We start from the raw sequence: 11,835 nt of genomic DNA, 5'->3' as shown, positions 1-11,835 counted from the left end.
CCGGGGCGTGGCGGGCGGCACGAGCCCGGGCCGGGTCAGGGCAGGGTCAGGATCTCCGCACCCGTGTCCGTGACCACCAGCGTGTGCTCGAACTGCGCCGTCCGCTTGCGGTCCTTCGTCACCACCGTCCAGCCGTCGTCCCAGATGTCGTACTCGTGGGTGCCCAGGGTCAGCATCGGCTCGATGGTGAAGGTCATGCCCGGCTGCATCACCGTGGTGGCGTGCGGGCTGTCGTAGTGCGGGATGATCAGGCCCGAGTGGAACGAGCTGTTGATGCCGTGGCCGGTGAAGTCCCGCACCACTCCGTATCCGAAGCGCTTGGCGTACGACTCGATGACCCGGCCGATCACATTGATCTGCCGGCCCGGCTTGACCGCCTTGATCGCCCGGTTCAGCGCCTCCCAGGTGCGCTCCACCAGCAGCCGGCTCTCCTCGTCCACGTCGCCCACCAGGTAGGTGGCGTTGTTGTCGCCGTGCACCCCGCCGATGTACGCGGTCACGTCCAGGTTCACGATGTCGCCGTCCCGCAGCACCGTGGAGTCCGGGATGCCGTGGCAGATCACCTCGTTGATCGAGGTGCACAGCGACTTCGGGAACCCGCGGTAGCCCAGGGTGGAGGGGTAGGCGCCGTGGTCGCACAGGAACTCGTGCGTCACCCGGTCCAGCTCGTCGGTGGTCACCCCCGGCGCGATGTGCTTGGCCGCCTCCTCCATCGCCTGCGCGGCGATCCGGCCGGCGATCCGCATCGCCTCGATGGTCTCCGGGGTCTGCACCTCCGGACCCGTGTACGGCGTCGGGGCGGGCTTGCCGACGTACTCGGGACGGCGGATGTTTCCGGGCACGGAGCGGGTGGGAGACAGCTCCCCTGGGACGAGCAGCGACTGGCCAGACATGCCAGCGAGTCTAAGTCAGCGGCGATGGGGGACCATCTTCGTGGTGAGAGGAGCCGGTCATGCCCCTGTTCAAGAAGCGCACGGTCGGAAAGCCGGGCGAGTGGTACTACTGCCTGGAGCACAAGAAGGTCGAGGAGGGGCCCGAGTGCCCCGGCAAGGACCGCTTCGGACCGTACGCCAGCCCCGGTGAGGCCGAGCGTGCGATGGAGACCGCGCGGGAGCGGAACCTGCAGTGGGAGAACGACCCGCGCTGGCACGACGCCCCCGCCTCCGGGCCCGAGGACTGATCCCGCCCGGCCCCACGCCATGGCCGCTGTGCGTTCCGCCCGGCGCTACGCCGTGGCCGTGCTCGCGGATCCGGCTGCCGCCGTGCGCTGCTCGCGCAGCCGGACCGCGTGCTCGTTCGTCCGCACGTCGTAGCTCATCAGCTTGGGCAGGCACAGCGCCAGCAGCGCCACCGCGCCCGCGCACAGCAGTCCGCCCGACCACACCGACGTCCGCACGCCGAGCCAGGCGGCCATGCCGCCCACCCGGACCTGCCCGAGCCGCGGGCCCACCGCGTACGACAGCAGCTCGATACCGGCGAGCCTGCCGCGCAGCTCGTCCGGGATGGTCTGGTTCCACATCGCGCTGCGGAAGATGCCGCTGACCATGTCGAAGGCGCCGCCCACCGTCAGGCACAGCAGCACCAGCCAGACGTTGCCCGCGACGCCCGCCGCGACGATCGCCAGCCCCCAGCCGGCCGCCGCCAGCACCACCAGCCGGCCGTGCCGGTGCACCCGCGAGGTCCAGCCGCTGGTCAGGCTCACCAGCAGCGACCCGGCCGGGATCGCGGCGTACATCAGCCCCAGCGACCACTCGGCGCCCAGCTCGTCGGCGAGGAACGGAAGCACCGCCAGCGGCATCGCCAGGCACATCGCCGCCAGGTCGATCGCATAGGTGCCCAGCAGCTCCTTGCGGCTCCAGGCGTACCGGGCGCCCTCCGCGATCGCCGCCCAGGACGGCTTTTTCGCCGCGTGCGAGGCGGGGGAGGGGCGCAGCCCGAGGCCCAGCACCACGGAGACCGCGAAGGTGGCCAGGTCGATGGCGTACGCCCAGGCCAGCCCGGCGAACGCGACGACCAGGCCGGCGAGCGCGGGCCCCGCGACCGCGCCCACCTGCCAGCGCAGCGAGTTCAGCGCCGCGGCGGCGGGGAGCAGCTCATGGCGGACGATGCGCGGAGTGAGCGCGTCCAGGGCGGGCCGCTGGACCGAGGACAGCGCCGACGACAGCGCCGCCACCACATACAGGGCCCAGACGGCGGGGGAGGGCAGCAGCACGTTCAGCAGCAGCACGGCGCACAGGACGCCCTGGCCCGCCTCGGTCCACACGATCAGCTTGCGTTTGTCCCAGGCGTCGGCGAACGCCCCGCCGTAGAGCCCGAACACCACCAGCGGCACCAGCTGCACGGCCCCGATCGCCCCGACGGCCGCCGCGGAGCCGGTCAGGTCCTTGATCTGCACGGGCAGCGCGACAAAGGTCAGAAAGCTCCCGAAATTGGTGATCAGCCCGGCCACCCACATCCGCCGGAAATCCGCGGACTCCCGCCAGGGCCCGAGATCAGGAAGCAACGACCGACTCACAGCGGCTCATCCTCGGCGCCCTCGATCGCGCCGGACAAGCGATTTTCCGCAGGCGGCACAACTCCGGGCATCCGCGCCGACGCACGGGACCGCGGGCAGTCGTGCCGCCCGGGCAGCGGGGGAGGACGGGCGCGGCGGCACCCCTGCTGCGGGCCCGGCGCACACCCACCCCCGCACCGGCGACCTCACCACCGCGGCGGAGGCGGCGCCATCAGCAGATCCGCCAGATGGGAAAGCCGCTCCCGGAACCTCCGCCTCCCCCGCCGGGAGGCGCCCGCACCGGGAACCGCGTTCTCCCCGGCCGCCGCACTCACCAGATGCTGCACCGTGTCCAGATCCAGCTCACCCCCCTCCGGCACCGCCAACGTCTCGTGCGCCAGCCCCGGCAGCTCTCCCTCCTCCGGCCCCAGCGCCAGCAACACCGCCCCCGCCCGCCGCGCGTCCGACACCCGCTCCAGCAGCCCGTCACCCGGTTCCCCCGGTGCCACCACCAGCAGCGTCTCCCCCCGCCGCACCGCCTCCAGCCTCCCCAGCCCCACCGCCAGATGTGCCGGATCCGACGGCCGCGCGTCATGCCGCACCAGCGTCGGCGCGAGCTCCGGCGTCCCCGACCACGCCGCCTCGTCCACCAGATGCGCCGCCAGATGCCACGGCTCGTACTCCCGCGTCCCCACCAGCAGCAGCCCGCCCCCGTGCGACACCACCGACCCCCGCAGCGCCCCCGCGAACCTCCGGGTGGCCCCCAGCCACTCCGTCCCGGCGAGCACTTCCCGCAGCAACGCGACCCGTACCGCATCCATGCGGCGCATCCTGCCCCAACCGGTTCGCCGCGGCCCGGCGTTCGCCCGGGAATCGCCCGTCCGTGGACGGGTCGTAAAGTCGGGCCATGACCTCTACCGACAGTGCAAAGCCGCCCGCCAAGGACCCCTGGGACCTCCCCGACGTCTCCGGGTACGTCGTCGGCGTACTCGGCGGCACCGGCCCGCAGGGCAAGGGCCTCGCCTTCCGCCTCGCCCGGGCCGGCCAGAAGGTGATCATCGGTTCCCGCGCCGCCGAGCGTGCCCGGGCCGCCGCCGAGGAGCTCGGCCACGGCATCGAGGGCGCCGACAACGCCGAGTGCGCCCGCCGCAGCGACATCGTGATCGTCGCCGTGCCGTGGGACGGGCACGGCGACACCCTCACGGCGCTGCGCGAGGAGCTGGCGGGCAAGCTCGTCGTCGACTGCGTCAACCCGCTCGGCTTCGACAAGAAGGGCGCCTACGCGCTCAGGCCCGAGGAGGGCAGCGCCGCCGAGCAGGCCGCCGCCCTGCTGCCGGACTCCCGGGTCACCGCCGCCTTCCACCACCTGTCGGCCGTGCTGCTCACCGACCCGGAGACCGACCGGATCGAGACCGATGTGATGGTGCTCGGCGAGGTGCGCGCCGATGTGGAGATCGTGCAGGCGCTGGCCGGGCGCATCCCCGGCATGCGCGGCGTCTACGCGGGCCGGCTGCGCAATGCGCACCAGGTGGAGGCGCTGGTCGCCAACCTGATCTCGGTCAACCGGCGCTACAAGGCACACGCCGGGCTCCGCGTCACGGACGTATGACCCGATGGGGGACACTGGGGGTGAAGCACAGACCGTCCGTGTCCCCCGACAGGAGACCAGTCCTATGCCCCGCCTCGCCGTCTACGCCCTCGTCGTCTGCCTGCTCGCCGTCGCCGCGGCCGTCGTCTCCTTCGTGCAGGGCATGGTGCTGATGGGCGTGGTCTGGGTGCTGCTGGCGGGGCTGTCGTCCAACATGTGCCTCTACTACGTCAAGCGCGGACGCGACGCCCGCCGCTCCTCCTCCTCCGCCACCGGCTGACGGCACCCGTCCCTCCGGCTGACGGCACCCGCTAACGGGGGATCGTGCACAGCTCGTCCGTCTGCCAGAAGCGGTACAGCTCGAAGCCGCAGTACGACTCCACGTCCCCGATGCCGAGGCCGCGCAGCACCGCGTCCACCGCGCCGAAGAAGGCGCCGTTGAGCGCCGGCACCCACAGCAGCGCGAAGACGAAGAGCAGGCCGAACGGGGCGAACGGCTCCACCTGGCGCCGGACGCCGTGGGACAGCCACGGCTCGATCACTCCGTAGCCGTCCAGGCCCGGCACCGGCAGGAAGTTCAGGATGGCCGCCGTCACCTGCAGCAGCGCCAGGAAGGCGAGGGCGTAGCGGAAGCCGGTGGGCACGCCCTCCAGCGCGCCCAGCCAGAACGGGGCGGTGCACACCGCCGCGAACAGCACATTGGTCAGGGGGCCCGCCGCCGAGATCAGGCTGTGCCGCCAGCGGCCCCGGATCCGCCCCCGGTCGATGAACACGGCACCGCCGGGCAGACCGATCCCGCCCATGATCACGAACAGCACGGGCAGCACGATGCTCAGCAGGGCGTGCGTGTACTTCACCGGGTTCAGCGTGAGGTAGCCCTTGGCACCGACGGAGAGGTCCCCGCTGTGCAGGGCGGTGCGCGCGTGCGCGTACTCGTGCAGGCACAGCGAGACGACCCACGCGGCCGTCACGAACAGGAACACCGCGAGGCCCGGCTGCTCCGCGAAGCCCGTCCAGGTGGCCCAGCCGGTGACCGCCATCACGGCCACGATCGCCAGGAAGACGGGGCTGATCCTCCGGTCGCTGCGGCGGGGGGCGGCGGTGGTCATGGGACTCCCTGGACTGTCGGACACGCACGGGACGGGCGACGGGACTGCCCGACCGTACCGGGCGCAACGGGAAAACGTCTCGCGCGGGCCGCCGGTTCCGTCGGAGAGTAGGGGCATGGGGCTGTGGCACGTGATCCACGAGGACGGGCGGACGGAGCGCTGCGGCGAGCCGTTCACGGTCGGCGACGAGGTGGCCCGGCCCCTGCCGGAGCACCCGCCGCACTTCCCGGGCACCGTGCGCGGGCCGCGGTGATGGGCCCCGGAGCACCGACGACAATGGACCTCGTGCGATATCGCGTCCTCGGCACCACCCAGGCCCTGCGCCCCGACGGCACCGCCCTCCCCGTGGGCGGGGCGCGGCTGCGTGCCCTGCTGACCGTGCTCGCCCTGCGGCCCGGGCGGGTCGTGCCGGTGCGCGTCCTGGTCGACGAGGTGTGGGACGACGAGCCGCCGGCCGACGCCACCGGGGCGCTGCAGGCCCTGGTCGGCCGGCTGCGCCGGGTGCTCGGCGCCGACGCGGTCGCCTCCGCCGACGGCGGCTACCGGCTCACCGCCGCGGCCGACGACATCGACCTGCACCGCTTCGAGCGGCTGACCGGCGAGGGCCTGCGCGCCCTGGCCGACGGCGACCCGCGGAAGGCGGCGGTGGTGCTCGACGACGCCCTGGCACTGTGGCGCGGGCCCGCCCTCGCCGACCTGCCCGACTCCACCGCCGAGGCCGCCCGCGCCGAGACCCGGCGGCTGGAGGCGCTGCGCGCCCGGCACACCGCCGCGCTCGCCCTCGGACAGGCCGAGCAGTCGCTGCCCGAGCTGACCGCCCTGTGCGACACCCACCCGCTCGACGAACCCCTCCAGGCGCTGCGGCTGCGCGCGCTGCGCGACACCGGCCGCACCGCCGAGGCCCTCGCCGCCTACGAGGACGTGCGCCGCCTCCTCGCCGACCGGCTCGGCTCCGATCCGGGCGCCGAACTGCGGGCCCTGCACGCCGACCTGCTCCGCCCGCAGCCCGCCTCCCGGGCCGCGCCGGGACCCGCGCCGGCCGGGACGGCACCGCGGCGGGGCAATCTGCGCGCCCGGCTGACCTCCTTCGTCGGCCGGGAGCGGGACATCGAGGCCATCCGCGCCGACCTGTCCGCCGCCCGCCTGGTCACCCTGCTCGGGCCCGGCGGCTCAGGGAAGACCCGGCTGTCGCAGGAGGCGGCCGAGACCGTACGGGACGCCCTGCCCGACGGGGTGTGGCTGGCCGAGCTGGCCCCGGTCGACGACCCCGACGCCGTCCCCGAGGCCGTGCTCACCGCCGTCGGCGCCCGCGAGACCGTGCTCTACGGCGCCGGCGCCGAGAGCATGCGGGCCGTCGCCGAGCGCCACGACGACCCCGTCGACCGCCTCGCCGAACACTGCGGCCGGCGCCGCATGCTGCTGATCCTGGACAACTGCGAGCACGTCGTGGACGCCGCCGCCCGCCTGGCGCAGACGCTGCTGGAGCGCTGCCCCCACCTCACCGTCCTCGCCACCAGCCGCGAACCCCTCGGTGTGCAGGGCGAGTTGCTGCGCCCGGTGGAACCGCTGCCGGAACCGGTGGCCCTGCGGCTGCTCGCCGACCGCGGTGCCGCCGCCCGGCCCGGATTCCGCGTCGAGGACGACCCGGAGGCCTGCGCCGAGATCTGCCGCCGGCTCGACGGACTGCCCCTCGCCATCGAACTCGCCGCCGCCCGGCTGCGGATGCTCACCCCGCGCCAGATCGCCGACCGCCTCGACGACCGCTTCCGCCTGCTCACCTCCGGCAGCCGCACCGCCCTGCCCCGCCAGCAGACCCTGCGGGCCGTCGTCGACTGGTCCTGGGAGCTGCTCGACACGGACGAACGCGAGGTGCTGAGCCGCCTGTCGGTCTTCGCCGGCGGCTGCGACCTCGCCGCCGCCGAGGCGGTGTGCGGGCCCGCCGCGCTGGAGTCGCTCGCCTCGCTCGTCGACAAGTCCCTGGTGGTGGCGGCGCCCTCCGGCGACGGCGAGATGCGCTACCGGCTCCTCGAGACCGTCGGCGAGTACGCGGCCGAACGCCTCGACGAGACCGGCCGGCGCACCGAGGCGATCCGAGCCCACCTCACGTACTACCGCGAACTCGCCCGTACCACCGACCCGTTGCTGCGCGGCGGGCAGCAGCGCACCGCCATCGAACGGCTGGAGCGCGAGTACGACAACCTGCGCACCGCGCTGCGTCACGCGCTCGCCCTGCGCGACGAGCAGGAGGCGCTGTGCCTGACGCTGTCGCTCGCCTTCTTCTGGCAGATGCGCGACCTCAGGATCGACGCCCGCAACTGGTGCCGCGAGGTGATGGCCCTCGGCCCCGACCCGTTCGCCGAGGTCCGCCCGGCCGCCCCCGTGTGGCAGCGCTGCACCGAGCACCCGCCCCCGATGACCGGCGAGGTGCTCGCCGAGGCCCGCCGCGGAGTGCATCTGGCGCACCTGGCCTGCATGGACACCGAGCTGGACAACTGGCAGACGCCCGAGGCGCAGGACCGGCTGCGGATCATCGCCGCGACCTACGAGCCCGGCCTGCCGCAGACCTGCCGGTCGCCCGGCCTGCTGTGGATCTTCTCGCTGATGCTGACCGGCGACACCGAGCGGCTGCGCCGCGCCCTGGACGCCGCCGTCGACGTCGCCCGCCGGACCCCCGGTTACGAGTGGGAGCTGGCCGGCTGTCTGCAGATCCGCGCCAATGTCCTGGCCAACCGCGCCGACCTGGCCGGCGGCGCCGCCCGCGACGCGGACGAGGCCCTGGAGATCTACCGGCGCCTGGACGACTCCTGGGGCACCGCCGAGGCCCTGTCCGCGCGCGGCGAGGCGCACGAACGCCGGGGCCGCTACGACGCCGCGGCCGCCGACTTCGCCGCCGCCATCGAGCACGCCGAACGGCTGGGCGCCCGCGCCCAGATCGCCGTGCTGTCCGCCCGGCTGGGCAACGCGCTGCTGGAGGCGGGGCACACCGAACGCGGGGAGCGGCTGCTGCGGGAGATCATCGAGACCACCCGGTGCGGCCACAACGAGGCCATGCCCTTCGCCCGCCTCATGCTGGCCGGCTGGCTCGGCATGACCGGCCGCACCGCCGAGGCACGGCAGCAGCTGAACCTGCTGCGCGAGGAGTTCCGGATCGCGCAGTACATCGTGTTCGACGCGTTCATCCTCGGCGCCGAGGGCTGGCTGGACGTGTTCGACGGGGACGACGCCAGGGCGCTCCGCACCTTCCGGCAGGCGTTCGAACGCGCCCAGGACCCGGTGTGCGAGACCGTCGCCCCGCAGATGCGCAGCGGGCACCTGACCGGGGCCGCGATGGCCCTCGCCGGAGTCGACGGCGGCAGGCGCGCCGGCGAGGCGGCCCGCCTGCTGGGCGCCGCCGACTCCTGGCTGCTGCCCGGCCATGTCCCGGGCAGGGTCGAGGCCACCTGCCGCGCACGCACCGAGCAGCGCATCCGGGCCGCGCTCGGCGACGACGAGGCGTACGCATCCGCCTACGCGCAGGGCGGCGGCCTCACGCCCGGGGAGGCCGCCGCCCTGCTCTGACTGCTCTTCTCTTTTCTTCTCTGTTCCTGTGTGGCCTCTCCGGCTTTGTGTGTGACCCCCTTCCGGCGGTTCTTCTGCTCAGTCCTTGGTGCGGAACTTGTGGATCGCGACCGGTGCCATCACCGCCGTGATCGCCACCGTCCAGCCCAGGGTCATCCACAGGTCGTGCGCCACGGGCCCGCCCACCATCAGCCCGCGTGCGGCGTCGGCCAGCGAGGACAGCGGGTTGTACTCGGTGAAGCTCTCCAGCCAGTCCGGCATCGACTGCGGCGGCGCGAAGATCGACGAGCCGAACTGCAGCGGCATCAGCACCAGGAAGCCCATCGCCTGCACCGACTGCGCGTTCTTCATGGTCACGCCGAGCGTGAGGAAGATCCACATCAGGGCCGAGCCGAACACCGCGGACAGGCCCACGGCCGCCAGCAGCCCCGGCCAGTTGGTGATGTCGAAACCGACCAGCACCCCGACCACCATCAGGATCGTGGTGGCGATCAGCATGCGCACCAGTTCCACGGCGATCTTGGCGAACAGCACCGAGCCGCGGCCGATCGGCAGCGAGCGGAAGCGGTCCATCACCCCGGAGTTGAAGTCCTGGTTGAAGCCGGTGCCCACGCCCTGGGCCATGTTCATGCCCATCATGGCCATCAGGCCGGGCACGATGTACTGCACATACGCCTCCTGTCCGCCGCCCAGGGCCTGCCCGATCGAGCCGCCGAAGACGTACACGAACAGCAGCGTGAACACGATCGGGAACAGCACGGCGTCGAACATCGACTCCGGGTCCTGACGGATCCACAGCAGATTGCGGCGCACCAGCGCGCCGGTGTGCCGAAGATGCCCGCGCAGCGGGATCCGCGCGTCGTGAACGGTCTGGGCAGGGGGCACGGTCGTGGCGCTCATGCGGCGACCTCCTCGCGGTGCTCGGCGGAACCGGCGGGCTCGGTGTCCAGCGGCTCACCGGCGCGGTGCCCGGTGAGCGAGAGGAACACCTCGTCCAGGCTGGGCAGTTCGGTGCTGATGGAGGCCAGGGTGACGTCCTGTGCGGTGACCGCGCCGACCACGGCCGTCAGCTGCTCGTCGCTCAGAACCGGCACCAGCAGCGCCGCACGCTCGGCGTCCACGGTGACCGGGGCGAGGCCGGTGATGCCCAGCTCGTCCAGGGCCGCCGCCAGCGGGCGCAGCCGCAACGGGTCCGCAGGGCGGATCCGCAGGGTGCGGCCGCCGACCCTGGCCTTCAGCTCCTCGATGCCGCCCCTCGCGATGACCTTCCCGCGGTCCATGACGGTCAGCTCGGAGGCGAGCTGCTCGGCCTCCTCCATGTACTGGGTGGTCAGCAGCACGGTCACGCCCTCACCGACCAGCCGCTTGACCTCGTCCCACACCTCGTTGCGGGTGCGCGGGTCCAGGCCGGTGGTCGGCTCGTCCAGGAACAGCACGGCCGGGCGCCCGATCATCGACGCGGCCAGGTCCAGCCGGCGGCGCATACCACCGGAGTACGTGCCCGCCGGGCGCCGGGCGGCGTCCGTGAGCGAGAACCGCTCCAGCAGCTCGTCGGCGCGGGCGCGGGCCTCCTTGCGGGACAGGTCGAGCAGCCGGCCGATCAGGTACAGGTTCTCCCAGCCCGGCAGCTTCTCGTCCACCGAGGCGTACTGGCCGGTCAGGCCGATCACCCGGCGCAGCTGCCGGGGTTGGCGGACGACGTCGTAGCCGGCCACGGTCGCCTGGCCGGCGGTGGGGGCCAGCAGGGTGGACAGGATGCGGACGAGGGTGGTCTTGCCGGCGCCGTTCGGGCCGAGCACACCCATCACGGTGCCCTCGCGCACATCCAGATCGACGCCGGCCAGCGCCTTGGTCTCCCCGTAGTGCTTGACCAGCCCTCGCACGGTCACCGCGCCTGCGGATCCCCCGGTGTGTGTCCCTTGTTGCTTCATGCCCCCGACGGTGACATCCGCCGCCGACAGATCACCGACACTGCACCGACAGCGCCCTGGTCGGCTCCCTGTCGGCCGGGCGCGCCCGCCCTGCGGGCGCCTGCGAGCGGCAGCCCGCCGACGGGGGAGGATCGGCGGGCTGCACGGTGGAACCACAGTGGCTTCGGTTGTTCCGGGCGGTCAGTGGACGGAGTGCTCCTCCTGGGGGAACGTCCCGGCGACGACCTCGTCGGCGAACGCCTTCACCGCTCCCGTCATGACGGACCGCAGATCGGCGTACTGCTTCACGAACCTCGGCACCCGGCCCTGGGTGAGCCCGAGCATGTCGGTCCACACCAGCACCTGCGCATCCGTCTCCGGCCCGGCCCCGATCCCGACCGTCGGAATGTGCAGTACCCGCGTCACCTCGGCCGCCAGCTCCGCCGGCACCAGCTCGAGGACCACCGCGAACGCCCCCGCGTCCTGCACGGCCTTGGCGTCCCGCAGTAGCTGCTGCGCCGCCTCCTCGCCGCGCCCCTGCACGCGGTAGCCCATCGTGTTCACGGACTGCGGGGTCAGCCCGATGTGCGCCATCACGGGAATCCCGGACTCCACCAGCAGCTCGATCTGCCGGTGCGAGCGCTCCCCGCCCTCCAGCTTCACCGCGCCGACCCCGGCCTCCTTCACCAGCCGGGTCGCCGAGCGCAGCGCCTGCACCGGGCCCTCCTGGTACGAGCCGAAGGGCAGGTCGCCGACGATCAGGGCACGCGAGGTGCCCCGTACGACGGCCGCCGAGAGCATGACCATCTCGTCGAGGGTGACGGGAACGGTGGTGTCGTACCCGAGGTGGCAGTTGCCGGCCGAGTCGCCCACCAGCATGACCGGGATCCCGGCCTCGTCGAACACGGACGCGGTCATCGCGTCGTAGGCGGTGAGCATGGGCCACTTCTCGCCCCGCTCCTTGGCGAGGGCGATGTCGCGGACGGTGATACGGCGAGTGCCCTTGCCCCCGTACAGCGCCTTGCTGCCGTCGGAGGATGCTGACTTCGCGGGCTGCGCGGTCCGCGCAGCCGTCTGGGCAGCCGAAAGCTGCGTCATGGCAACGGCTCCTAACACGTCATCTCGAGGCGCCCTCACGGCGTCCCCGGACCACGTCCATGGTTGCACCTCGGACGG

12 protein-coding genes are annotated in these 11,835 nt (G+C 73.2%); 5 read left to right on the top strand and 7 right to left on the bottom strand.

Annotated elements, in window-relative coordinates:
- Positions 1-35: 35 nt before the first annotated feature.
- Positions 36-893 carry a type I methionyl aminopeptidase gene (map, locus tag HCJ93_RS15690; RefSeq protein WP_167996329.1) on the bottom strand — a complete coding sequence of 286 codons (858 nt, stop codon included), beginning with the start codon at positions 891-893 and terminating at the stop codon, positions 36-38.
- Positions 894-952: 59 nt separating this feature from the next.
- On the opposite strand from map, the gene HCJ93_RS15685 reads away from it, so the two are divergent.
- Positions 953-1,180, top strand: coding sequence for a hypothetical protein (locus HCJ93_RS15685; RefSeq protein ID WP_167996328.1), 228 nt, complete (start codon positions 953-955; stop codon positions 1,178-1,180).
- 45 nt (positions 1,181-1,225) lie between these two features.
- On the opposite strand, the gene HCJ93_RS15680 is transcribed toward HCJ93_RS15685, so the two are convergent.
- Both HCJ93_RS15680 and HCJ93_RS15675 read right to left on the bottom strand, forming a co-directional pair.
- A complete protein-coding gene (locus HCJ93_RS15680) occupies positions 1,226-2,503 on the bottom strand; it encodes an MFS transporter (protein ID WP_277350727.1) in 1,278 nt (425 codons plus the stop codon).
- Positions 2,504-2,700: 197 nt separating this feature from the next.
- Positions 2,701-3,315, bottom strand: a complete 615-nt coding sequence (locus HCJ93_RS15675; protein ID WP_167996327.1) for a hypothetical protein — start codon at positions 3,313-3,315, stop codon at positions 2,701-2,703.
- An 86-nt stretch (positions 3,316-3,401) separates the two neighbouring features.
- On the opposite strand from HCJ93_RS15675, the gene npdG reads away from it, so the two are divergent.
- The gene (npdG, locus tag HCJ93_RS15670; protein WP_167996326.1) at positions 3,402-4,103 is read left to right on the top strand and encodes an NADPH-dependent F420 reductase; all 702 of its coding nucleotides are present in this window, start codon (positions 3,402-3,404) and stop codon (positions 4,101-4,103) included.
- A gap of 64 nt (positions 4,104-4,167) precedes the next feature.
- The gene (locus HCJ93_RS15665) at positions 4,168-4,362 is read left to right on the top strand and encodes a hypothetical protein (protein ID WP_167996325.1); all 195 of its coding nucleotides are present in this window, start codon (positions 4,168-4,170) and stop codon (positions 4,360-4,362) included.
- A gap of 31 nt (positions 4,363-4,393) precedes the next feature.
- Here the strand turns inward: HCJ93_RS15665 and HCJ93_RS15660 are convergent, their stop codons facing one another.
- Positions 4,394-5,191, bottom strand: coding sequence for a site-2 protease family protein (locus tag HCJ93_RS15660; RefSeq protein ID WP_167996324.1), 798 nt, complete (start codon positions 5,189-5,191; stop codon positions 4,394-4,396).
- Positions 5,192-5,306: 115 nt separating this feature from the next.
- Here HCJ93_RS15660 and HCJ93_RS15655 point away from each other — a divergent pair, with 115 nt between their 5' ends.
- The gene (locus tag HCJ93_RS15655; RefSeq protein WP_167996323.1) at positions 5,307-5,444 is read left to right on the top strand and encodes a hypothetical protein; all 138 of its coding nucleotides are present in this window, start codon (positions 5,307-5,309) and stop codon (positions 5,442-5,444) included.
- Between the two features lie 23 nt (positions 5,445-5,467).
- Positions 5,468-8,749 carry an AfsR/SARP family transcriptional regulator gene (locus tag HCJ93_RS15650; protein WP_167996322.1) on the top strand — a complete coding sequence of 1,094 codons (3,282 nt, stop codon included), beginning with the start codon at positions 5,468-5,470 and terminating at the stop codon, positions 8,747-8,749.
- 78 nt (positions 8,750-8,827) lie between these two features.
- Here HCJ93_RS15650 and HCJ93_RS15645 read toward each other — a convergent pair whose 3' ends face one another.
- The 3 genes from HCJ93_RS15645 to panB all read right to left on the bottom strand — a co-directional run bounded on the left by HCJ93_RS15645 (position 8,828) and on the right by panB (position 11,757).
- The gene (locus HCJ93_RS15645; RefSeq protein ID WP_167996321.1) at positions 8,828-9,649 is read right to left on the bottom strand and encodes an ABC transporter permease; all 822 of its coding nucleotides are present in this window, start codon (positions 9,647-9,649) and stop codon (positions 8,828-8,830) included.
- Positions 9,646-10,680, bottom strand: a complete 1,035-nt coding sequence (locus tag HCJ93_RS15640) for an ATP-binding cassette domain-containing protein (protein ID WP_167996320.1) — start codon at positions 10,678-10,680, stop codon at positions 9,646-9,648. Before HCJ93_RS15640 ends, HCJ93_RS15645 begins: the two co-directional genes overlap by 4 nt.
- Positions 10,681-10,860: 180 nt before the next feature.
- Positions 10,861-11,757 carry a 3-methyl-2-oxobutanoate hydroxymethyltransferase gene (panB, locus tag HCJ93_RS15635; protein ID WP_167996319.1) on the bottom strand — a complete coding sequence of 299 codons (897 nt, stop codon included), beginning with the start codon at positions 11,755-11,757 and terminating at the stop codon, positions 10,861-10,863.
- Positions 11,758-11,835 lie beyond the last annotated feature (78 nt).

Origin of the sequence: Streptomyces composti (genome assembly GCF_012034205.1) — a bacterium.
Lineage (GTDB): Bacteria > Actinomycetota > Actinomycetes > Streptomycetales > Streptomycetaceae > Streptomyces > Streptomyces composti.
The sequence above is the reverse complement of the archived record's forward strand: the minus strand, read 5'-3'. Positions and strand labels throughout refer to the sequence as shown.